Raw genomic sequence first — 22,968 nt, forward strand, 5'->3', positions numbered from 1 at the left:
ACAGTCACGGATGGCGGTTCCCCGCAGCAGCATTCAGCCGTGCGGCCTGCAGCGTGAGGTGCTCGCGTTCGGCCAGGTTCGGCGCCAGCAGTGCGGCCTCGGTATAGAGCCGTGCGGCCTGTCCGGCGTCGCCGTTCTTCTCATACAGGTACGCCAGCGCCGCGGTGTGCCGGGGGAGCGACGGGTCCAGCTGAGCCAGCGCGGCCAGACCGGCGCGCGGCCCGTCCGCCTCGCCGACGGCAACGGCCCGGTTCAGCCGGGCGACCGGGCTGCCCGTGCGCCGGACCAGCTCGTCGTACCACTGGACGATCTGCGGCCAGTCGGTGTCCTCGGGCTTCTGGGCGTCCGCGTGCAGGGCGGCAATGGCGGCCTGGGCCTGGTATTCCCCGAGCCGGTCACGGGCCAGCGCCCGCTGCAGGACGCCGATCCCTTCGATAATCAAGTGGGTATCCCAGCGGCCGCGGTCCTGCTGTGCCAGCGGAACGAGCCGGCCGCCGTCGTCGGTCCGCGCCGGCCGGCGGGCGTGGTGCAGCAACATGAGCGCCAGCAGTCCCTGCACCTCGGGGTGGTCGGCGGCGGCGGCCAGCTGGCGGGTGAGCCGGATGGCTTCGGCGGCGAGGTCGACGTCGCCCGAGTAGCCCTCGTTAAAGACCAGGTACAGCACGCGCAGCACGGTCGCGACGTCGCCGGGCGTATCGAAGCGGACTGTATTCAACCGGACTCCGGCGATGGTCCGTTTGGCCCGGCTGATGCGCTGGGCCATGGTGGCCTCGCCCACCAGATACGCGGCGGCGATCTGCCGGGTGGTCAGCCCGCCCACGGCCCGCAGGGTCAGCGCGACCGCCGAGGACGGGGACAGCGACGGGTGGGCGCAGAGGAAATACAGCTGCAGCGTGTCATCGGCGGAGCCGACGACGCCGGGCGCGGGTTCGGCGTCGGCCTTTAGCTCACGACGACGGCGGGAGGACTCCGCCCGGGTGACATCCAGGAACTTCCGCCACGCGACGGTGACCAGCCAGCCCTTCGGATCCCGGGGCGGATTCTTTGGCCAGGTGCGCAGGGCCTCGAGCAGGGCGTCCTGCACCGCGTCCTCGGCCGCTGCGAAGTCGGCTCCGCGGCGGACGAGGACGGCGATGGCCTGCGGGGTGAGGACCCGCAGCTGGCTTTCCTCCACAGGTGGTTATTCCGTGATCGTGACGGGCGCGGCTAGGAACGGGCGGACCTCGATCCATTCGTGGAGCGGTTTCCCGCCGGCGGCCGGTGCCGCGGACAGTTCTCCGGCCAGGGCGACGGCCCGGTCATAGTCGTCCACGTCGATGGCGAACCAGCCCGCGATCAGGTCCTTGGTCTCCGCGAACGGCCCGTCGGTGACCGGGGGCCGGCCCTCGCCGTCGTACCGGACGAAGGCTCCTTCGGGGGAGAGGGCCTGCCCCTCCACGTATTCCCCGTTGGCCTGCAGCCGTTCGGCGAAGTCCGACATGAACTGCATGTGGGCTGCGAGTTCGTCCGGTGTCCACTGGTCCATCGGCACGTTGTTGAGCGCTTCCGGTGCGCCGCGGTAATGCTTGAGCAACAGATACTTGGCCATGACTTTCTCCCTTGTTCTCCTGCGACTGTTCCCCCACGACACGGCCATTGTGGCTGTGTTCACTGCTGGGACGGAACAGGGCAGGGGATTTCGACATGGGCGGTTCCTCGGCCGTCTCCGCGGGTGTCGGCGGAGCCTATGCAGCTGTGCCCGGTGGGCGTAGCGTCGATAAGCATGAGTGACGTTCCGCTGCCGCTGCGTCTGGCCCGGGCCGTGGGCACCAGCCCGGTCTCGGAACACGTTGCCGCCGCGCAGGAGTTCCTCTACAAGCCGGTTCTCGGGCGGGCGCGGAAAAGCCCGTTCCATACCGGCGTCCTGGGCCACTCGATCCATCCGCCGCTCACTGATCTGACGCTTGGCTGCTGGGGCAGCGCGTCCATTCTCGATCTCGCCGGTGGGCCCCAGTCACGGCACGGTGCCACCGTCCTAGTGGGCGCGGGGCTGGTTGCTGCTGTACCCACCGCTATCGCCGGCGCCAGCGACTGGGCCGGAATGACCGGCGACGAACGGCGCATCGGCGCCGTTCATGCTCTGGGTACCGATGTGGCGGTGTTTGCCAACCTCGGATCCCTGATCGCCCGGACACGCGGCCGGAACGGGCTGGGTGTGGCCCTGGCTCTTGCGGGCAATGCGGTCCTGGTGGGTTCCGGGTTCCTAGGCGGGCACATGGCGCTCAACCGTGGAACGGCCCGCCGGGTACCTGCCGACGCCTGACGGGTTGGACCGGGCCTTATACGACAGAACCCAGGAACGGGGCGTCGCGATAGATCTTCAATTCCGTACCCTCAATCCGGACGGTCAGGGTGTCCTGGTCCGGGGGGGGCAGTCCGTCTGTCCGCCTACAGGATGAGCGTCAGTTTGCCGCTGGCGGACGGTGCCGCCGACAGTTCTCCGGCCTTTCGAATGCGCGGTCAGAGCTGTCCACGTCGATTGCTAACCACTCGGCCATTAGGTCCTTGGTTTCCGCGAACGGTCCGTCGGGCACCGGCGCCGCCATCCGCTCGTACGGCACGAAGATTCTTTCGGGGGGAGCGTCTGGCTTGAGCACGCTTGGCCATTAGCCTGCAGCCGTTCGCCGAAGCCCCCCCCAATGAACGGCATGTGCCGCGACTTGGTCCGGTGCCTAGTCGATGGGTGACTGCGCGGGCGCGAGGAACTGCTGTAAATCACCCCATTAAGGGCGTTTTCTCGATATCTGCGTGGGGAATAATCCAGATCCCTAGGTGTCGCCCGACTGATTTCGTGCACGCCAACTAGGATGGCGGAGCGACCAACTCGCGTCTCTTGGCACACGTCGCGGCGCTACTGCCTACTACAGATTCATTAGGACACCATGACTGTCTTCATCTCCTCATTAGAAATCAAGAACTTCCGCAACTTTGAGCATTTGCACCTCGCTCCATTTCCCAAGGGTGCTGTCATTATTGGTGAGAACGGTGCTGGTAAGTCCAATCTGATGCGGGCCATCAGACTGGTGCTTGATCCTTCCTTACCTGATTCAGCGAGGCGCCTGCGAGAGAGTGACATCTGGCATGGAGCGAATGGTCTAACAAAGGATACGAAAGTTGAAATAACGGTCGGGTTGTCAGGGTTTGATGACGATACAGACGCGAAGTCTGTTCTGTCACGGTGCGTAACCCCCGGTGAGCCTTATGAAGCAAAATTAAGCTACTGCTTTTCGGTACCCAGGGAACAGGTGGAGCTCGCCGAGGATTTCGAATCCGACCCCATAGGAATCGACGACTTCGATTTCAGAATTTTCCCCGCTGACAAGGAAGATGACGACGCCTCGCGAGTCAAGAACCACATCGGGCTGCGCGTGCTCGACGCGCTACGCGATGCTGAGACTGACCTGTCGGGGTGGAGGAGGAGCCCCCTCCGAACCCTGGTTGAGGCTTACCCGCTTGACGAGGACAACCTCAAAGCGACAGCGGATGTGATGACTGAGGCGATCCAGGTCTTGCGACGAGACCCGGCAATTGCGACGATCCAGAAGGACTTGAGCGCCCGCCTGCAGCACATGGGGGGCGCGCGGCTCCCCATTCAACCGAACTTAGGATTCGTTTCCTCAGATCCTGACGAACTGGTGAAGGGTATACGCCTGTTTATAGACGAACAACTGGCTCACCCGGTAGCTGACGCAAGTTTAGGCAGCGCAAATGTTCTTTATCTGGCACTACTGCTAGAAGTGATCGACCAGCAGAAGCGCACTAGAGGCGTGGTGCAGACGCTGTTGGCCGTAGAAGAGCCTGAGGCCCATATCCACGTGACACTTCAACGCCGTCTGTTTCGGTATCTACTTAGGAGTGAGTCGGCACCGATCCTCACGACACACAGCCCCCATATCGCTTCAGTAGCACCAGTCAACTCCCTCGTCCTGTTGCGACATAAGTCAGGTGCTACGCGAGGAAGCACGACTGCTTCCTTGCAATTTTCACCGCAGGAACGCTCTGACATAGAGCGCTACCTAGATGTGACACGAGCCGAGGTCCTATTCGCCTCTTTCGTCATCCTCGTGGAAGGCATATCCGAGCTGTATGTTCTCCCCGCGCTAGCAGAAGCTTGCCGGTTTGATCTCGACGGCCATGGTGTGGTGGTCGCAAGCATCCACGGTACTGATTTTGCCCCGTATGTTCGACTTTTAGGCAAAAATGGTCTTGACATTCCTCATGCCGTCGTGACTGACGGAGATGCCGCTGTAGATGGCAATGGAAATATCGAAGCAGGACTTGTAAGGGCTATGAAACTCATCGATCCTGACGACGCAGAGGGGTGGCAAACCGCTGTACAAGGCCTCACGGCGCACAATGTCTCGAACCTCCGACCTGATCTAGTTCATCACGCTAGGCGGAACAATGTCTTCGTAGGGGAGCAAACGTTGGAGACCGATGTGGCTAGGCTTTTTTCAAGTCAGATGGAGACCGCTATCCGGGAACTGGTGACGGGTCCTAGGGCTCAACCGGCTGCGCTAAGAGAGCTTGAGAATGAAAGTGAGCAAGTGCCGGACTGCTCGACGCGGAAAGATCTCTTGAAGCGCATTTCAGGAGTTGGCAAAGGACGATTCGCTCAGCGTCTCGCCTCCAATTTAGCAACTTCGGATGTTGACATTATCGCACCCGTAATGGGTGCCGACGGAGTGGCCACCAGTCCGGATTACGGGCGGGCTTCGCATCTCTTTTTTGCTCTCGAAGCGGCTTCACAATCAGTGCGAGGAAGGCCGTTACGTGGCGAGCCAGACAATCTCGGATTCCCGCCAGGCGAAACCAATTAGGGATGTGCGGGGTGAACTATCGGACAAGAGGAAAGCGCATCTCGCTACGAGTAGGTCTCGAACTAAAAAAGTTGGATGAGGATCAGCGGGAAGCGGTACATTTCGACGGCAATGTAGTCGTGACAGCGGGCCCAGGGAGCGGGAAAACGCTAACTCTCGTAGCCCGCGCCGCGTTCTTGTTAAGTGAAAAGGTGTCGCCATTTCGTGCTGTCGCATGCATCACATATACGCGGGCGGCGGCGGGGGAAATCGGAGAGCGAATAGCGAAACTTGGCCCGGACCTGGGAAAGCGCGTGGTAGCACGAACCTTCCATTCCTTCTGTTTAACGGAGATACTTATCCCGTTTTCTCAGCTCATTGGGGTCGATCCGCCGAAACGGGATGGCGTCGTCCCCACGGACTCCTTAGATAGCTCCGAGTGTCTTTCGGAAGCTTTCGATGAATTGGGGATCAACTACCTTGTTCCGACATACTGGGTTCCTACGCTTACGAAGATCCGTCGCGATATGTGGTTGGGTGAAAGCCTCGATGCATATGATCCCAGAGAAGTAGAAGCGGTTCGGTTGTTTGAACAAAAGATGCGAGCACGTGGTCTTATCGACTTTGAGGCCATGACGTCCCGCGCTCTGTTGATTATGGAACAATCGAAACAGGCTCGCGACCTATTTCAGGCCAAGTTTCCCCACTTACTCATAGATGAGTACCAGGATTTGGGCGGGGTTTTACATAGCCTCGTTGAGTGCCTCCGTTCTAGGGCGGGCGTGACAATCTTTGCCGTCGGTGATGTTGATCAGAGTATGTATGAGTTTAACGGAGCGAAGCCCGATTATCTCCAGTCGCTAGTCTCGAATAGTGAGTACAGAGCGTTTCGTCTGACGCGTAATTACAGAAGCTCTGCAAACTTGTTTCCTCTGTTCGCTGCGGCCCTGTGTCGGGGTCCAGGAACTCATTCTCGGCCGAACGATGAGTCCCTGCTGGGTGACGGGGGAATATATGAAATAGTAGAAGTTCCCAGCGGTGCCGGATTAGCCCATCATTCCGAATTGGTGGTGCACCACGTCGTGCGCCTCTTGCGGGAGGGCGTGCTTGCTGAGAAGATCGCGATCTTGTATAACGGCAAGGGCCCAATGCGGGATTCGCTCATCGAGGAGCTCGAATTCTCTGGCATATCATTTTTCGATCATCGAAGTGAAGATTTGCCTAGCGGTGATTTGTTCGAACTTGTTAGGTTATGTGCCCAAAGGGTCAACGGGCTTATTCGCCAGGGTAGCCGAGGTGACCCCGACCCATCCCTAGAGGCCCTCGCGGCGGAGTATCGGCGCTTTAGTGGTGCTCATTACGAGTCACCGGTGGACCGGGTGTTGTTGCTTGCACGCGTGCAGGAGATTATAGATTATGCAGTCTCTGACTTATATGCGGCGTCACCTTCACAATGGGTCGCGAAACTAGCGGAACATCTTGGGTTGGAAGCTGTCGAAAGGGTTTCAAGCAGTTCAGATAGTCGGTTGAGCGACATCATTCATCATGCAGAGCAATTCAACCAGATGGAGAATTATTTGCAGTCGTTGAATCCATTCGACAAGGTGAATTTGATGACTTTTTGGGGTGCGAAAGGGCTGGGATTTGAAGCGGTTATTATCCCAGGGCTAGTCAACGGAGTGTTCCCACGCGAAGTTAAGAATAGAGACGGCCGCTGGTCGCTACCAACAGGGCGAGCTCTGGACGAAGTTCGCCGGACCTTTTACGTTGCCCTTACCAGAGCTGAGAGGGAGGTAGTTTTGATCGGGGGCAGTCAGTATTTTCCTCGTCACGGAGACCAAACGTGGGTAAAACGAACTGGTGTATCGGTACTTCTCCAAGAACTAAGATTGGAACTGGCCCGGCAGCGCGGGAGCCAATGATCCTCCTTCAGAGTCCCAGTCCTGCCCAAGACCGTCACACCCCGCCGCACGATTCCGCCCCAACCAGCCCCACAGCGTACCCTTGGCACTGTGAAAACCTTCGAAGACCTCTTTGCCGAGCTGAGCCAGAAAGTTCAGGACCGCCCCGCCGGGTCACGCACCGTGGCCGAATTCGAGTCGGGCGTGCATGGCATCGGTAAGAAGGTTGTTGAGGAGGCCGCCGAAGTGTGGATGGCCGCCGAATACGAATCCGATGCCGAATGCGCCGAAGAAATTTCCCAGCTGCTCTACCACCTCCAGGTCCTGATGCTCGCTAAAGGCCTGACCCTGCAGGACGTCTACAAGCATCTCTAGCCGCGCGCTGACCCATCAGCGTGTGGCCCGCCGGTCGAACCACTCCCTATGCAGTGACCAACTTGCAGTGACGAACTTCCAGCGAAAGATGCTCCCATGCTCCGTGTAGCCGTACCCAACAAGGGTTCCCTGTCCGAATCCGCCTCCGCCATGCTCAACGAGGCGGGCTACCGCCAGCGCCGCGATACCCGCGAACTGGTCATGGTGGACCCCGACAACGACGTCGAATTCTTCTTCCTCCGCCCCCGCGACATCGCCGTCTACGTCGGCGCCGGAACGCTCGACGTCGGCATCACCGGCCGCGACCTGTTCCTGGACGCGCAGGTGGACGCCGAAGAACTGATGGACCTCGGCTTCGGCGCCTCCACCTTCCGCTTCGCCGGCCCGGTGGGGGACTTCTCCTCCATCGACCAGCTCGAAGGCAAGCGCCTGGCCACCAGCTACGACGGCCTGCTGCGCTCCTACCTCGCCGACCGCGGCATCAACGCCTCCGTGGTCCGGCTCGACGGCGCCGTGGAATCCTCCGTGCGCCTCGGCGTCGCGGACGCGATAGCCGACGTCGTCGAAACCGGCACCACCCTGCGGGCCGCCGGGATGGAAATCTTCGGCGAACCGATCCTGAAGTCCGAGGCCGTGCTGATCGGCCGCAAGGGTGCCAGCCCCGCCGGCGTCGACGTGCTGATCCGCCGCCTGCGCGGCGTCCTGGTCGCCCGGCAGTACGTGATGATGGACTACGACGTCCGCAAGGACCTCGTGGACGAGGCCGCCGCGCTGACCCCGGGCCTGGAATCGCCCACCGTCTCCCCGCTGCAGAACAGCGACTGGGTGGCGGTGCGTTCCATGATCAAGAAGTCGGACACCAACCGCATCATGGACGAGCTCTACGAGATCGGCGCCCGCGCCATCCTGGTCAGCAGCATCCACGCCTGCCGGATCTAGGGGAGACACGCCATGAGTGTTGCCATCCGTGTCATCCCCTGCCTGGACGTCGACGCCGGCCGGGTCGTCAAGGGGATCAACTTTGAAGGCCTGCGCGACGCCGGCGATCCGGTGGAGCTCGCCCACCGGTATGACCGTGCCGGTGCCGACGAACTGACCTTCCTCGACGTCACCGCCTCCTCCGGCAACCGCGACACCACGTTCGACGTCGTCGCCCGCACCGCCGAAGAGGTCTTCATTCCGCTGACCGTTGGCGGGGGAGTGCGCAGCAGCGCGGACGTGGACCGGCTGCTGCGCTACGGCGCGGACAAGGCCTCGATCAACACCGCCGCCGTCGCACGGCCCGACGTCATCGACGAAATCACCCGGCACTTCGGTTCGCAGGTGCTGACGCTCTCCGTGGACGCGCGGCGCACGCACGACGGCGCCACGCCGTCGGGCTTCGAGGTCACCACCCACGGCGGGCGCACCGGGACCGGGATCGACGCCGTCGCCTGGGCGAAGGAGGCGGCCGACCGCGGCGTGGGGGAGATCCTGCTGAACTCCATCGACGCCGACGGCACCCGTGAGGGCTTCGACATCGAGATGATCCGGGCCGTCCGTGCTGCCGTTGACGTGCCGCTGATCGCTTCCGGCGGGGCGGGCAAGCCGGAGCACTTCCCGGCCGCGGTGATCGCCGGGGCCGACGCCGTCCTGGCCGCCTCCGTGTTCCACTTCGGCCCGGATGACGCGATCCACCAGGTGAAGCAGGCCATCCGCGACGCGGGGTTCGACGTCCGCTAGCGGCTGCCGGAACCGCTCCGGGCGATTCCGAACGTTGCGACTGCAGGGCGGAAGACGGGCGTCAGCGCGCCCGTCTTCCGCTGTGAGCGCGGATGAATGTGGCATGCTCACGTCCATGACTATGCCAACACGCGTTCGGCCCGCCGAAGTAAGCGATCTGCCTTTCATCCTGCGCCAGGAGCGCGAGTACATGGAGATCATCGAGCCGGATGCGCTCCTGGGGTGGCTGACAGTTCTCGACCAGAACCTCGAACTTTGGATCGACTGCCTTCCCTCCACGATGTTCTGTGTTGATGCAGATGGGCACCGGCTCGGGTACGTGATGTGGAGCCTCGACGGTGACAGCGCAACCCTGGTCTCGATCAGTGTCATCGGCAGCCATCGCCGCCAAGGACTCGGACGGCTGCTCCTGGACGCGTTCGAGCAGAAGGCCAGCGCCAGCGGAGCCCGCACTGTGGAACTCGGTGTTTACCGAAGCAACCAGGCCCATCTGCTCTACCGGGGCGCAGGCTATGAGGCCACGGGCCAGGACGGCGAATATGTGCTGTTCGGCAAAATACTCAGCCCTGCTGAAGGGGATCAGCGGGCGTTGCTGGGGTGACTCATAAGCGCTTGGAACGGGTGGACCGTCAGGGCGCCGGAACAGCGGGACTGATTCTGGCAGGGGTGCTTCTCTGTGCCCTGCCGGCGTTGATGTTTGGAATGACTCTGGGCCACTACCCGTCGCGGATGGTGTGCACGCCGGAAACCGGTTACGGCTCGGGCTGCGACGAAGGCGGCATGGAGATCACGTTGATAGTCTTCGCCGTCGTAGCCCTTTCGTGGGCAGGGTTCTCGCTGTCCCTGACCAAGGGATTCCGGCAGGGAGGTTCCTGGGTGAGGCGGTGGTGGCCGTTTCTGGTGTTCTCCCTGTTCACGGCCCTGTTCGTCGTCGTCGGCGTTGTCTCTGCCCTGAGTGAGCCTGATGCCTACTTCTAGACCCGGTGCCCGCCTGTGGGCGCGGGGAGCATGGCCTGGAAGAGTTGTCCCGCCGAGGCGATCTCACGATCGACACGGGCGGCGACAACTGTGTTCTCCCCGACAGCACTTTGGCTGACCCACACATCGCGGCACTTCTCACGTTCGATAAGTCCGCGGTTGTCTCAGGCACAGTCGATGATCATGAAGGTTTCCATGGCAGTTTCCAGGAGGATCAGGCCGCGATCCGTCTGTTCGGATGAGATGGGACAGTTCCTACCGGGCATCCCGATCGTTCTGATGCCGGGTGAAGGATAACCGAGCGAAGCTACTTCCTAAGCGTTGCGCTGAGGGGCCGGCTAACAGGATGGCTCTGCCAAGCGCGCGCCCCCTGAGACTCACCCCGTTTCAGGGACGGAACACAGTAAGGATCCGATTTCCTCCAAGCTGGTGGCATGCTCGAGATGCCGTTCGTTCCACGCGGCGACCACCGAATCACGCAGGATTCCCTCATTCACCTGCCGCATTGTGCGCGGAGAGGTTGTGAGACCCTCATACGTAGCGACTATGACGTCGAGATAGGCGGGTTCTCGAAGTCGAACGAACATCCCCAATAGCTTCTGAGCGGTGGCAGGGTAAGGCGTGGACGGATCGCCCAGCCATAGGAGCAGTGTGTCATCCGATACGGAGTGGTCGAACCCCAACGCGCCGAGAGCACGAATCACGGTCGGAGCGAGTAACGGACCATACATGCCGGGGTCTAGGCGTAGCAGGTCGTCGTAGAGTCTGATTGCATCCTCCAACGCTGTCCTTGCGGCGCGGCACTGACCTTCCTTGGCATACCACAGCGCGAGATCAATGAAGGCGGCGAGACGGTCGCTCCATGCGCCACTTTCGGTCAGCCGCTCGTCAGACCGCTCCGGTTCAGATGAAACGCGGTAGTGCAATGTGAGTGGCTCACGTGAGCCTTCGTGACGTATACGGATAACACCATTGTGGTCTTCTGACTGCAAGTATGGGCCTGAAACGAGCGGGAGCAGGTCGAGGCGATCGGAGACATCATAATCGGCCGTCACGCGGGCGACGTATTTGTCGCCCGTAGGTTGGAACCGGATCTTATAGGTGACGCCGTCGCTCGCATGGAAGTCGTATGTGGCCCCGTATTTGAGTCGCGCCGGGAGATGTTCATTGCTCGAACGCATCAGGCGCTCGAACAGCATGAAGTTGCTCCCCAGCATCCGCTGCGCGTCCGCGTCGACGACGTGGACAATGGCGATGTTGTCCGGAGCTGGCTGCGTTCCCTGCGGCATATCTGGCGGCGTCCGGTAGACAGCGGCCCAAACACCGATGTCTCCCAAGTCAATAAATCTCCATCCTGACCATGGCCTGAAGGTGGCGGTCTTCGAGGAGTACAGGTTGAGCAGGTCGTCGCCCTCGCCTTTCCACGCTAGATAGAGCTGGTTATGGGCAGATCCTAGGGCCGGTGAAAGTTCGCTGATGTCCTCCAGTATGGTTTTACCCTTGATGCCTTCGATCGCAGCCCCTTGTGCGTTCTCGGTCACTATCACTCTGGCAACGTTGAGATTTTCGTTTCCCGCCCCACGCCACGCTAGGTAGAGCCCGTCAAACTCGTCTACGCCCGCCGGCACATCCGTTGCATGCGAAGCTAGGGCGGGACCCGCGGTGGTTGTTTCACCCAGAGTGAGTTTCCCTCGGAAAGTGGCGCCGTCGTCAACAGACACGGCCACGTTGATGTTCTCGTTGCCCGACCCCTTCCACGCCAGGAAGAGGTGACCGTTATTTGACGCCAGTGCCGGTGAGGTATCTGAGAACTCACCCAACACCACATGGTTTTCCAGAACGAATATCGGCCCGTCGTTCGGATCGCTGAATGAGGCAACTCTCGCAAGATTGATACGTTCGTTCCCGTTCCCAACCCATGCCATATAGACCCGGCCATTGTGTGCAGCCAAGGCTGGACCATGTTTGCTCCTGGCCGGTAGAACGGTCTTGCCGCCAAAAGCCGTCTTGCCATCGGGTCCACGAAGGTCACCATCAAACCGTCCGATGTTGAGTTGATCGTTACCCGACCCTTTCCAAGCCAGTATCAGCTGATCTTCACTCGCGGCCAGGGCCGGGTTAGCATCCGTAAACTCGTCAAGTACAACTTTCGCGAAAATGCCCTCGACCCCCTCTAGCCCAAACTTAACCGTGCCTTGTACCCAGGCGACATTGAGCTGGTCGTTGCCGGAACCTTTCCACGCAGCTGCGAGTCCGCCCTTGTAGGCCGCAAGAGCCGGCGATCTTGAGGTCGACTCTTCAGGGATCACGCGTTTCTCGGCAGGCCGCAGATTGAACCCCGCCATGATCCCGCGATGGACTCCGGTGTTGACGGACTTCGTATGGTAGTGCTCGCCGTCCTCTGGTTCTACGAAACAAGGGTCCTCCGGGGGGTCGGGATACGGCTCGAATCTGATGAGCTCATGAAATAGAGCATCGGCGCGGGTAGGAATCATGGTCGTCGCCTGTGCCCTGGAAGTCTGCTCCCACGCGTTTTTTGTGCCTATGGTTATCTCATCGCTGCCGTAACCGCTGTTAAGAAACATTCCTCCCGCAGAGAGCACGAATGCGGGGGTATGGTAGTAAATCTCAACCCCTCCTTCCGCCTTCTCACCGGCGGGCAACACAGGTCGGTCTCCGTGGTAAAAGCGATGAAACGCCGGAAGCAGCCCACGGTTAAGGGCAATCTCGTATGCGGCCACGGGCGGACGGTATGCCCCGGTTCCAGCTATGACCGCATTGAACAGTGGCCACGGGGGAAGCCGATCAGGCACACCATAGTTATGACCCTCATTCGCCTGCGACTCTGCACTTACCATGCCCGCGTATGCCAGGAAGAATCCGGTCATAGGATCACTGCGGTCTGAGTAAAGTTCGTTCGCGGCATTTGAACGGTGATTTATTCGGTGCTGCTGACGCCGGAACGGCATCACCCGGCGAGAACGGCTGCTAGAGAGGGCGAACTTGGTAGTAGCGTAATCCAGGATAATTTGTGCAGCAGTTCGCACATCGTCATCGCTGCGCGCGAACTCATAAAGATTTAATAGGGCATGAATAGAGAGTCGGGTGTACGGAATCGAATTGAACTCAAGAAAATCGTGCATAGCGATCCCTTGGATGAATCCAAGCAACCAGTCCTGAAGCCCGTTCCTCCTATTATCGAAGCGCTCGTTGGGATCGCCGTCATATCGCAGCTCGTTGAATAGGTACCTGCTGCTCTCGATCATTAGGAGGTGGTTTTCGGACTCCGGGGTGTCGATATTCAGAATCGATTGTTCCACGATCTCAATATCAGGGTTATGGCCGCCAAACATGTGGTCCGGTATGAGGTTTTCGAAGATGTAATGGACTCCCGAGCCGGGTTCATCCGTCTGCCCGTCCAGCAGATGTGGATAGCGGTATAGGAGGGGTACGAGTCCTTTAAGCGTCATGTCATAGTCACGGTCGGTGCTCGCCCCAGTAGTACCCACTCGTCCATCGTTTTTAAGTCTGAGGCTGCGCAGTCTCTTGGGCGCCTCCAATGCGCTCGATATCCCTCTCGGAGAGAAGTCTGGATCGACAGAGACCGCGTGTAAGTGGGCGATCAGCGTGACGGCCCTGTTTTCGTCGGCCGGTCCGATGACGTCCGCCAAAGGGTGATCGAAGGCGAATTGTCTCGCGATGCCGGCGGCACGGGCCTTGTGGCTCGCATAAGCGTGCGCAGGCGAACCAGTGGGCGTTGCTGGGCTGAGTGGATCCACCATTGCGTTCTCCGAATGTAGATCACTGCGGTGCTTCAGACAGCCCGAGAATACGTGCTGAGTCCGCTCAACGAAAGATGTAAGCCAGCCCAAGACAAGTGCAACGATCGAGATTTTTGGGGGATGAGGGAGCCGCGAACGGCCGGGGCGAATTCCGGATCAAGCGTTGCCTGGCGGCTCTGATGCGCTGGCCGAGGCTCAACGTCACCCCAGCAACGCCAACAGAACCTAACCGCGGGCCGGGACGAGATTGGCGAAGGGGAGCCTGCCGTATAAACGGACAAACTCCGCCTGGTACTTTGCGAGGGCCGGGTTGAGCGCGTCGGGCGGCAGTTCCTTCCACGCCACCAGAAGATCCTCTGCATCGAGCAGCTGCCAGATCAGCCGGCCGTCCCAGTGCCCCGGCGGCTTTCCCCTGCCGAAGTCCACGAATTCGGAGATCTGCCGTCGCAGGCCGCGGTTGCCCTGGCTGCCGGCGCTGGCCTTGCCGAGAAACAGCACATCGGCATCCGCCACCCACTCGGCGGCGAGCTCATCCCGGGACAGGGTTGGCTTCTTCTTTTTGAACACCCCGGCCGTGCTTTCCTTGAGGAACCGCGGTTCGAACCCCTCGGGCCGCAGCACGGCGAAAATGCCCTGACGCTGCGGGATCCGGTTGATGTCCAGACCGTCGATGGGCCGGAAACCGGTGAAGCCGTCATCCTTGAGTGATTTCTTGTTCAACGGGATCGGGTTCCTTGCATCAAAGTGGGGCGGGTGCCCACCAATGATATCCGGGTGGCCCGACTGTCGTACTCGGTAACTTTCGCGTTCAAGGGCCACAATGGTCCCTGTTGCTTCTCGAAAGGAAAACGCGTGCGCTCCACCGCCGGCCCCGGCCTGCTGTTTGTCCTGGTCTGCGCCATGGGCGCCGGCCCGGTCATGAACTACGGGCTCTCCGCCACCAGCACGCTGATCATGGCGGACCTGGGGATCAGCGAGGCGCAGTTCGGCCTGCTCGCCGCCACCTGCTTCGCGGGCGCCGCGGTGGCGTCCATGTGGCTGGGACGGCTGAGCGACCGCATCAGCACCCGGTCCCAGCTGCTGCTCATCTTCGGCGGCACGGCCCTGGCCCTGTGCTGCACGGCCCTGTCTGGGAACTACCTGTGGCTGCTGGCCGCCGTCCTGCTTTCGGGCCCGGCTCAGGCCATCTCAAATCCCACCACCAACCGGATCATCATCAACGCGGTGGAACCGGGCAAACGGCCCGGCTGGATGGGGGTCAAGCAGTCCGGAGTGCAGGCCAGCCAGCTGTTCTCCAGCCTCTTCTTCCCGGCAGCCGCCCTAGTCGCCGGATGGCGCGGAGCCGCCGTCGGCGCGGCCCTGGTCCTGGGCCTGCTGCTCGCCTACGCGTGGCACCGGCTTCCCGCCGAACCACGGCTCCCGGCAGCGGAAAACCCCCGCGGATCCGTGGACCGGAAATTCCCCGCCCCGGTCTGGCTGCTGGCAGCCTTCGCCCTGTTTTCCGGAGCCGGCATGCAGGCCACCAACGTCTACCTGCCGCTGTTCGCCCAGCGGGAGATCGGTTTCTCGCTGCTGATGGGCGGCGCCACCGCCGCGGCAGCCGGCGTCGTCGGCGTGGGCTCGCGGGTGCTCTGGGGACGGCGGATGGCCGACGGCGTCCGCGCCTCCACGCTGCTGCTCATCCTGGCCGCCGGTGCGGTCTGCGGTGCGGCCCTGCTCCTTGCGGCGGGGCAGACCGGGGCGCCCGCGCTGCTGTGGGCCGGCGTCGTCTTCCACGGCGCCTCCGTGCTGGGCGTGAACGTGGTGGTGATGGCCGGAGTGCTCCGGGAGGTGCCCCGGGAACGGGTGGGCGCAGCGTCCGGAGCCGTATCGCTGGGCATGTACTCCGGGTTCGCGCTGGGACCGCTGGCCATGGGCCTGCTGCTGCAGTACTCCGGCGGCTTCCTGGCCGGGTGGCTGTGCACCGGCGCGGCCTACCTGGCCTGCGGAGTTATCGGCGTCATCTACCGGCGGCTGGGCACCCGGACCGCCCCGGTGGCGGGCTAGCCGGGCCCCTTCCGCCGACGTCGTCGCCCCCGTCAGGAAATAAACGACGCCGGTGCCGCCTTGTACCTTTAGTGCCCTACGGCACTGTTCCCCCACAGCTTGGAGATTTATGACCACCGCACGCGCTTACGCAGCCACCTCCGCCACCGATCCGCTGGTTCCCACCACGATCGAACGCCGCGAGGCCGGCCCGCATGACGTCCTCATCGATATTGCCTACGCCGGTGTCTGCCACTCGGACATCCACACCGTCCGCGGCGAATGGGGACCCATCGCGTACCCGCAGGTTGTCGGCCACGAAATCGTGGGCACCGTTGCCGAGGTCGGCACCGAAGTCACCACCCACAAGGTCGGCGACCGCGTAGGTGTGGGCTGCATGGTCAACTCCTGCGGCGAATGCGAAAACTGCCAGGCGGGTATGGAGAACTACTGCCTGAACGGCAACGTCGGCACCTACGCCAGCAAGGACCGCGACGGCACCATCACGCAGGGCGGCTACGCCACCTCCGTAGTGGTCAATGACGGCTTCGTGCTCCGCGTTCCGGAGAGCATCCCGTATGAAGCAGCCGCTCCGCTGCTCTGCGCCGGCATCACCACCTACTCGCCCCTCGCACACTGGAATGCGGGACCGGGCAAGCGGGTCGCCGTCGTCGGCATGGGCGGACTCGGCCACATGGCCGTGAAGATCGCCGTGGCCATGGGCGCCGAGGTCACCGTGCTGTCCCAGACGCTGAGCAAGCAGGAAGACGGCCTGCGTTTCGGTGCCGAGCACTACTACGCCACCAGCGACGAGAGCACCTTCGAGAAGCTCGCGAACACCTTCGACCTGATCATCAACACGGTCAGCGCCCCGATCGACCTGCAGCAGTACCTGTCGCTGCTGCGCCTGGACGGCACCATGGTCAGCGTGGGTGCTCCGCCCGAGGCCCTGCCGATCTCCGTGTTCACCCTGATGAGCAAGCGGCGCTCCTACGCCGCCTCCAACATCGGCGGCATCCGCGAAACCCAGGAAATGCTGGACTTCTGCGCCGAACACAATATTGCGCCGGAGATTGAGCTGATCAAGGCCGAGGAAATCAACACCGCTTACGAGCGTGTGCTGAAGTCCGACGTCCGCTACCGGTTCGTCATTGACGCGGTGACTATCTAATCCGTTAGATGACAGCAGAGGCGCCCCGCCGTTTGGCGGGGCGTTTTCTGCGTTAAGGTGTAGCCAGGTTTGGTGCGAGCAACGGGGGTGCTGTCCCGGAGGAAACACCATCCGCGTAAAGCCGGCGTAAACCGCCGTCGTCACTGCCCGCTTATAATTGGGCACATGCCAATTCTGCGCCTGAGGGGCGCCCTCCGTGAGCACCTGCCCGTCCCACACCAGCATGGAGCCGCACTGTGAGCGGCGGGCTCGTCGCCCTGCTGGACGACGTCGCTGCGCTGGCGCGCATAGCCGCCGCCTCGGTGGACGACATCGCGGCGGGCGCCGCGAAAGCGGGAGCCAAGGCCGCCGGCGTCGTCATCGATGATGCCGCCGTAACCCCGCAGTACGTCTCCGGTGCCGACCCGTCCCGTGAACTGCCGATGATCAAACGCATCTTCTGGGGTTCGCTCCGGAACAAGCTGCTGATCATCCTGCCGGCACTGCTGCTGATCAGCGCCTTCATTCCGGGAGTGATCCCGTTCATTCTTATGCTGGGCGGCACATACCTCTGCTACGAGGGCGCGGAGAAGGTCTGGCACAAGTTCTTCGGCCACCACGAGGACAAGGAGGCGCCGGCGGTAGAGCGGGGGCCCGACGCCGAGTCCAAGGTGGTCAAGGGAGCCATCACCACCGACTTCATCCTGTCCTGCGAGATCATGGTCATCTCCATGAACGAGGTGGGTGATGCATCCATCTGGGTCCGGGCGGCCATCCTCGTGGTCGTGGCCATTGCGATCACCATCCTCGTGTACGGGGCCGTGGGGCTGATCGTCAAAATGGACGACATCGGCCTGCATCTCGCCAGGAAGGAATCGGCAGGCTCCCAGCGCCTCGGCGGACTGCTGGTGAAGGGCATGCCCGCCGTGCTGACAGCCATCACCTTGGTCGGAACCGTCGCCATGCTGTGGGTGGGCGGGCACATCATGCTCGTCGGTGTCTCCGACCTCGGCTGGCACGCACCGTACGACCTGGTCCACGCCCTTGAACATCCGGTAGCCGGTATTGCTGTTGTGGGCGGTTTCCTCGGCTGGCTCGTCAACACGCTCTGCTCGGCAGTGGTGGGACTGGCGTGGGGGCTGGTTGTTATGGCCGTTCTGCACCCGCTGAAGAAGGTCCTGCCGTTCGGCAAGAAGGACGGACATGAAGACGGTGAGGCCAGGGCGGCAGCAGCCGGGCACAGTTCGGGGAAACCCGACGTCGACCCCGCAGGCTAACCCCGGACTTCGACCTCAGGTATCTAAGTCCACCGTTTCAAAATAAGGGCGCTCCACCATTTTGGTGGGGCGCCCTTTGTTGTTGCGGCGTCTACCCGGATCCGGGCTACAGCCCATGCAACTGGCCCGGGAAGCAGGAAGGGCGCCCCGCAAAGCGGAACGCCCTTTCAAAAGAGAGAAAAACCTACAGCCCGATCTCGGCGCTTTCCAGCAGCGCGACGGCGTCCGGCTGGCCCTCGTACATCACCAGCGCATGCTTGGTGCGGCCGTGGGCGTGCAGCAGCAGCTCGCAGGGTTCGCCCACAATGGCCACCGACACCGGAGCGCGCTTGGCCACATGCCGGGGGCCGTCCGGCCGGACCAGCACAATGCCCAGGTCCACGCCGCGGTACAGGATGGCGGCACGTTTGATCAGCTCGGCCCACAACGCATCGGAGTAGTCGGAATCCAGCGCCCGCGGAGCCCAGCGGTCCGAGGCCCGGCGGATGTCCTCGGTGTGCACAAAGTACTCGCTGAGGTTGGCGCTGTTGTCCACCTGTTTCAGGTGCATGGGGGAGAAGCGGGGCGGACCGGCACGGAACGCGCGGACCAGCTTGTTGTAGCTTTCCGTGGTGGACGCTTTCTGCGCCAGCTCCGCCAGGGCCTTGTCCGTTCGGGAGGCCAGCGGCTTGATGAACGTGCCGAGGGCAGCACCCATCCGGTGCTCGCGCAGGTACAGGTGAGCTGCGAGCTCCTTGGTCTGCCACCCCTCGCAAAGCGTGGGCGCATGGGGTCCGGCTGCGAGTAACGTTTCGGCCAGGACTTCACGGGACGGTTCTACATAATGCATCACTGCTGAAACTAGCACGGAACCCCCTGTTTTTGCGGTCCAACAGCCCGAAATCACACGAGCGGATGCGACTTAGCGCCGGGCAGTAGAATCGGTAGCGATGCTTCCCACACCTTCCCCCCAGAATCCGCACCTCGATCCCGAGCTTGCCGCCTCGCTCAAGCGCGACGACGCCGGGCTGGTGGCCGCCGTCGTCCAGCAGTACGACACCAATGAGGTGCTGATGCTCGGGTGGATGGACGATGAAGCCCTGCACCGTACCCTGACCACGGGCCGGGTGACCTTCTGGTCCCGCTCACGGCAGGAATACTGGCGTAAGGGGGACACCTCCGGGCACGTGCAGTGGGTGAAGTCCGTGGCGGTGGACTGCGACGGCGACGCCCTGCTGGTCCGCGTCGACCAGGTAGGCGCGGCCTGCCATACCGGCACCCGGACCTGCTTCGATGGCCGCGACCTGGCCGCCGTCGTCGGCGCCGAGTGAAAATCCACCCTCCAACCCGCAGGGGAGAAGCAGGACGAACATGCAGGATCTAGGAAGCATCCGCCCCGGCCTCGACGAGTTCCGGGCCCTCGCGGCCGACCGCCGGGTGATCCCCGTACGCCTCACCGTGCTGGCCGACGCCCACACGCCCATCGGCATTTACCGCAAGCTCACCAACGGCGAGCCCGGAACCTTCCTGATGGAGTCGGCGGCGTCCGGCGGCGTCTGGTCCCGCTACTCCTTTATCGGTGCCCGCTCCCGGGCCACCTTGACCACGCTCGACGGGCAGGCGCACTGGCTCGGCTCCCCGCCTGTCGGTGTGCCGCTGGACGGCAGCCCGGTGGAGGCACTGTCCCGCACGGTGGACCTGCTGGCCACCGAACGGTTCGAGGAGCTGCCCCCGTTCACCTCCGGCATGGTCGGCTTTGTCGGCTGGGAAACGGTCCGGCACTGGGAGAAGCTGCCCAACCCGCCCGCCGATGACCTGGACCTGCCCGAGATCGCCATGAACCTGGTTTCCGACATGGCCATCCACGACAACAGCGACGGCACCGTCACCCTCGTGGCCAACGCCATCAACTTCGACGGCTCCGACGAGCGCGTGGATGAGGCCTGGCACGACGCCGTCGCCCGCGTCCGCTCGATGCTTGGCCGGCTCGCAGCCCCCACGCCGCAGGCCGTTTCCGTGCTGGCCCCGGGTACCACTGTCGACGTTTCCGCGAACGTGAAGGAAAGCTGGCCCAAGCCCGAATACACCCGCGCCGTCCAGCGAGGCAAGCAGGCGATCGTGGACGGTGAGGTGTTCCAGGTGGTCATCTCCCGGCGCTTCGAGGCCGAATGCCGGGCCGAAGCACTGGACGTCTACCGGATACTGCGCACCACCAATCCCAGCCCATACATGTACCTCTTCAACTTCGAGGACGCGCACGGCAACCCGTTCAACGTGGTCGGCTCCTCCCCGGAGGCCCTCGTGACCGTCACCGGCCGCGACGTGATCACGCACCCGATTGCCGGCTCCCGTCCGCGCGGCAAGACCTCCGAACTGGACCGGGCACTGGCCGAGGAGCTGCTGGAGGATGAAAAGGAACGGGCCGAGCACCTGATGCTGGTGGACCTGGCCCGCAACGACCTCTCCAAGGTCTGCCGGCCCGGCAGCATCGACGTCACCCAGTTCATGGAGGTGGAGCGCTTCAGCCACATCATGCACCTGGTCTCCACCGTCGTCGGCCGGCTGGCGGACGCCGCCACGGCCTATGACGTGCTGGCCGCAACGTTCCCGGCCGGCACACTCTCCGGCGCGCCGAAGCCCCGTGCCCTGCGCCTGCTTGACGAGGTGGAACCGCACCGCCGCGGCATTTACGGCGGGGTAGTGGGCTACCTCGACTTCGCCGGCGACATGGACATGGCCATCGCCATCCGGTCCGCCCTGCTGCGCGACGGCAAGGCCTATGTCCAGGCCGGCGGCGGCATCGTCAACGATTCAGACCTCGAAGCCGAGGCGCAGGAAACCGTCAACAAGGCGGCCGCACCGCTGCGCGCAGCCCTTCTCGCCGCCGCGCTGGAGACAGTCACGGCGGCCGGCACCACTATTGCGGGCACCACCAACGCCGCCGGCACCACCCCACAGGAAGCAGACAAGTGAGCACCACCACCCCCCGCTGGGGCCGCAAGGCAACAGTCATCATGGGGACCGTCCTGCTGGCGGCCCTGGCCTTCGGCACCACCACCCGCACCTGGCTGAACGTCACCCTGCCCGCCGCGACCGTGGCAACCCCGGACGTCGCCGTCTCGGGCAGCGATGCCGCCACCGCGGTCACCGCGTTTGCCGTGGTGGGCGTGGCCGCCGCCCTGGCCGCTGCCATCGCCGGGCGTATTGCCCGCTGGATCATCGCCGTCATCATCGTGGTGGCCGGCGTTGGCGTTGCTACCGCCAGCTACCGGATCATCAGCGACCCGCTCCAGGGAGCCGCCGGGGCCATCGGCAAGGCCATCGGCGTCAGCTCCGCGGAAGGCACCGTGGCGGAGCTGACTCCCATGCCCTACGCCGCCCTGGTGGCCGGCATCCTGATCGCCCTCGCCGGTATCTGGCTCGCGCTGGCAGGGCGGTACTGGACGACGTCGCGCCGCTACGCTCCGACCGCCGAGGCCGGCACGCCGGACTCCGACTCCAGTGACGCCGGAACCCCCGACGCCGGAACCCCCGACGCCGGAACCCCCGGCGCTGCCGCAGCGACCGGCACCGCAGGCACCACCGACGCCGGCAAGAAGCCGGCAGCAGGCCCCCCGATTGACGAAATCGACAGCTGGGACCGGTTGACCCGCGGCGAAGATCCCACCGACCACAAGTAGGTTCACCCACAAAGCCAGCACATTCCGCCGAACACCCGGCGCAATATGTGAAAGGGTTTCCGTCCAGTAATGGCAGAATGGAAACCAGATTCGTTAAGAGGAGATTCACCATGAGCACAAACACCGAACAGCACCTGGAAGCCGGCCAGGAAAACGAGGGCGAAAGCCACGCCAGCATCCACGATGAAACCATCGGGCACGGCAACACCCCCGCAGCCTGGACCTGCGTGCTGATTATGATTGTCGGCGCCGCAGTGTCTTCCGTTGCCTACGTTATGGCCAGCTACATCGGCTTCTTTGCCGGCATTGCCGTGATGCTGATCGGCCTGCTGGTCGGCTTCATCATGCGCAAGGCAGGCTACGGCGTCAACGGATCGAAGCTGAAGAACAGCAGCCACTGAGTGAGCGTTCTCGACGACATCATTGCCGGCGTCCGGGAGGATCTCTCCGAACGCCGGCAAAGTGTGTCGTTTGAGCAGGTCCGCCAGCAGGCGCAGCAGGCACCGGCACCGCTCGACGCCTATGCGGCGCTGGGTGGAACTGCTGAGGTGCGCACCGGGCTGGGCGTGATCGCCGAGGTCAAGCGCAGCAGCCCCTCCAAGGGGGAACTCGCCGACATCGCCGACCCCGCCTCCCTTGCAGCCGCCTATGCACGCGGGGGAGCCGCCGTCATCAGCGTCCTCACCGAACAGCGCCGGTTTAAGGGGTCCCTGGCGGACCTCGACGCCGTCCGCGCCGCCGTGGACATCCCCGTGCTGCGCAAGGACTTCACCGTTGACGAGTACCAGATCTGGGAAGCACGTGCCCACGGCGCCGACCTGATCCTGCTCATCGCCGCGGCACTGGACGACGGACAGCTGCGTCGGTTCCTGGACCTCACACATGACCTGGGCATGAATGCCCTCGTAGAGACGCACACCGCCGAAGAAGTGGACCGGGCAGTTGCCCTGGGCGCACGCATCATCGGCATCAACGTCCGCAACCTCAAGACGCTCGACGTCGACCGCTCGGTTTTCGCTTCGCTTGCCGGCGGCATTCCCGCAGGCCCCGTGGTGGTTGCCGAATCCGGTGTCCGCGACGCCGCCGACGTCGAGCATTACGCCTCGCACGGAGCCAACGCCGTACTTGTGGGCGAGGCCCTCGTGAAGCACGCTTCTCCGGCTGAAACCATCGGCGAGTTCACCGCCGTCGGCGCCAAGGCGATTGCCGCCCGCGCACGGCACAACGGCGCAGGCTGACCTCCAGCACACTCCCTGCCCGG

The 22,968-nt window shown here is 63.1% G+C and carries 21 protein-coding genes; 16 read left to right on the top strand and 5 right to left on the bottom strand.

Annotated elements, in window-relative coordinates; translation table 11 throughout:
- Positions 1–4: 4 nt before the first annotated feature.
- Positions 5–1,174 (bottom strand): RNA polymerase sigma factor, encoded by a 1,170-nt coding sequence (locus QNO03_RS01240; RefSeq protein ID WP_289601442.1) that lies wholly within the window; start codon positions 1,172–1,174, stop codon positions 5–7.
- Positions 1,175–1,180: 6 nt separating this feature from the next.
- Entirely contained in the window at positions 1,181–1,588 is a 408-nt protein-coding gene (locus tag QNO03_RS01245; protein WP_289601444.1) for a YciI family protein, read from the bottom strand.
- A 174-nt stretch (positions 1,589–1,762) separates the two neighbouring features.
- Between QNO03_RS01245 and QNO03_RS01250 the strand changes: the two genes are divergently transcribed.
- From QNO03_RS01250 to QNO03_RS01285, 8 genes are all read left to right on the top strand, one after another.
- Positions 1,763–2,302 (top strand): DUF2231 domain-containing protein, encoded by a 540-nt coding sequence (locus QNO03_RS01250; protein WP_289601445.1) that lies wholly within the window; start codon positions 1,763–1,765, stop codon positions 2,300–2,302.
- Between the two features lie 619 nt (positions 2,303–2,921).
- Positions 2,922–4,859: an ATP-dependent nuclease gene (locus tag QNO03_RS01255; protein ID WP_289601447.1), complete on the top strand. Its 1,938-nt coding sequence runs from the start codon at positions 2,922–2,924 to the stop codon at positions 4,857–4,859.
- A gap of 2 nt (positions 4,860–4,861) precedes the next feature.
- Positions 4,862–6,760 (top strand): ATP-dependent helicase, encoded by a 1,899-nt coding sequence (locus tag QNO03_RS01260; RefSeq protein WP_289601449.1) that lies wholly within the window; start codon positions 4,862–4,864, stop codon positions 6,758–6,760.
- A gap of 90 nt (positions 6,761–6,850) precedes the next feature.
- A complete protein-coding gene (locus tag QNO03_RS01265) occupies positions 6,851–7,114 on the top strand; it encodes a phosphoribosyl-ATP diphosphatase (protein ID WP_152218540.1) in 264 nt (87 codons plus the stop codon).
- A gap of 96 nt (positions 7,115–7,210) precedes the next feature.
- Positions 7,211–8,053 (top strand): ATP phosphoribosyltransferase, encoded by an 843-nt coding sequence (hisG, locus tag QNO03_RS01270; RefSeq protein WP_289601452.1) that lies wholly within the window; start codon positions 7,211–7,213, stop codon positions 8,051–8,053.
- A 12-nt stretch (positions 8,054–8,065) separates the two neighbouring features.
- A complete protein-coding gene (gene hisF / locus QNO03_RS01275; protein ID WP_289601453.1) occupies positions 8,066–8,836 on the top strand; it encodes an imidazole glycerol phosphate synthase subunit HisF in 771 nt (256 codons plus the stop codon).
- Positions 8,837–8,951: 115 nt separating this feature from the next.
- Positions 8,952–9,437 (top strand): GNAT family N-acetyltransferase, encoded by a 486-nt coding sequence (locus QNO03_RS01280; RefSeq protein ID WP_289601454.1) that lies wholly within the window; start codon positions 8,952–8,954, stop codon positions 9,435–9,437.
- Positions 9,434–9,814, top strand: a complete 381-nt coding sequence (locus QNO03_RS01285) for a hypothetical protein (protein ID WP_289601455.1) — start codon at positions 9,434–9,436, stop codon at positions 9,812–9,814. Before QNO03_RS01280 ends, QNO03_RS01285 begins: the two co-directional genes overlap by 4 nt.
- Before the next feature lie 377 nt (positions 9,815–10,191).
- Here the strand turns inward: QNO03_RS01285 and QNO03_RS01290 are convergent, their stop codons facing one another.
- Together QNO03_RS01290 and QNO03_RS01295 are read right to left on the bottom strand one after the other, a co-directional pair.
- A complete protein-coding gene (locus QNO03_RS01290; RefSeq protein WP_289601457.1) occupies positions 10,192–13,596 on the bottom strand; it encodes a hypothetical protein in 3,405 nt (1,134 codons plus the stop codon).
- A gap of 225 nt (positions 13,597–13,821) precedes the next feature.
- A complete protein-coding gene (locus tag QNO03_RS01295) occupies positions 13,822–14,322 on the bottom strand; it encodes a hypothetical protein (protein WP_289602035.1) in 501 nt (166 codons plus the stop codon).
- Between the two features lie 126 nt (positions 14,323–14,448).
- Between QNO03_RS01295 and QNO03_RS01300 the strand changes: the two genes are divergently transcribed.
- The 3 genes from QNO03_RS01300 to QNO03_RS01310 all read left to right on the top strand — a co-directional run bounded on the left by QNO03_RS01300 (position 14,449) and on the right by QNO03_RS01310 (position 18,048).
- Positions 14,449–15,642, top strand: coding sequence for an MFS transporter (locus QNO03_RS01300; protein WP_289601458.1), 1,194 nt, complete (start codon positions 14,449–14,451; stop codon positions 15,640–15,642).
- A 109-nt stretch (positions 15,643–15,751) separates the two neighbouring features.
- Positions 15,752–16,792: an NAD(P)-dependent alcohol dehydrogenase gene (locus QNO03_RS01305; protein ID WP_289601460.1), complete on the top strand. Its 1,041-nt coding sequence runs from the start codon at positions 15,752–15,754 to the stop codon at positions 16,790–16,792.
- Between the two features lie 236 nt (positions 16,793–17,028).
- Positions 17,029–18,048, top strand: a complete 1,020-nt coding sequence (locus QNO03_RS01310; protein WP_289601461.1) for a DUF808 domain-containing protein — start codon at positions 17,029–17,031, stop codon at positions 18,046–18,048.
- Positions 18,049–18,232: 184 nt separating this feature from the next.
- Here QNO03_RS01310 and QNO03_RS01315 read toward each other — a convergent pair whose 3' ends face one another.
- Positions 18,233–18,877, bottom strand: a complete 645-nt coding sequence (locus QNO03_RS01315) for a TIGR03085 family metal-binding protein (protein ID WP_229948005.1) — start codon at positions 18,875–18,877, stop codon at positions 18,233–18,235.
- A 100-nt stretch (positions 18,878–18,977) separates the two neighbouring features.
- Between QNO03_RS01315 and hisI the strand changes: the two genes are divergently transcribed.
- The 5 genes from hisI to trpC all read left to right on the top strand — a co-directional run bounded on the left by hisI (position 18,978) and on the right by trpC (position 22,945).
- Positions 18,978–19,358, top strand: coding sequence for a phosphoribosyl-AMP cyclohydrolase (hisI, locus tag QNO03_RS01320; RefSeq protein WP_229947938.1), 381 nt, complete (start codon positions 18,978–18,980; stop codon positions 19,356–19,358).
- A 40-nt stretch (positions 19,359–19,398) separates the two neighbouring features.
- Positions 19,399–21,000 carry an anthranilate synthase component I gene (locus tag QNO03_RS01325; protein WP_289601463.1) on the top strand — a complete coding sequence of 534 codons (1,602 nt, stop codon included), beginning with the start codon at positions 19,399–19,401 and terminating at the stop codon, positions 20,998–21,000.
- Positions 20,997–21,707 carry a Trp biosynthesis-associated membrane protein gene (locus QNO03_RS01330; RefSeq protein ID WP_289601464.1) on the top strand — a complete coding sequence of 237 codons (711 nt, stop codon included), beginning with the start codon at positions 20,997–20,999 and terminating at the stop codon, positions 21,705–21,707. The genes QNO03_RS01325 and QNO03_RS01330 overlap by 4 nt, the downstream gene beginning before the upstream one ends.
- 110 nt (positions 21,708–21,817) lie before the next feature.
- Positions 21,818–22,108: an HGxxPAAW family protein gene (locus QNO03_RS01335; protein ID WP_229947941.1), complete on the top strand. Its 291-nt coding sequence runs from the start codon at positions 21,818–21,820 to the stop codon at positions 22,106–22,108.
- Positions 22,109–22,945: an indole-3-glycerol phosphate synthase TrpC gene (trpC, locus tag QNO03_RS01340; protein WP_289601465.1), complete on the top strand. Its 837-nt coding sequence runs from the start codon at positions 22,109–22,111 to the stop codon at positions 22,943–22,945.
- Positions 22,946–22,968: the final 23 nt, after the last annotated feature.

The sequence above is a fragment of the Arthrobacter sp. zg-Y877 genome (assembly GCF_030373105.1).
Taxonomy (GTDB): Bacteria; Actinomycetota; Actinomycetes; order Actinomycetales; family Micrococcaceae; genus Arthrobacter_B.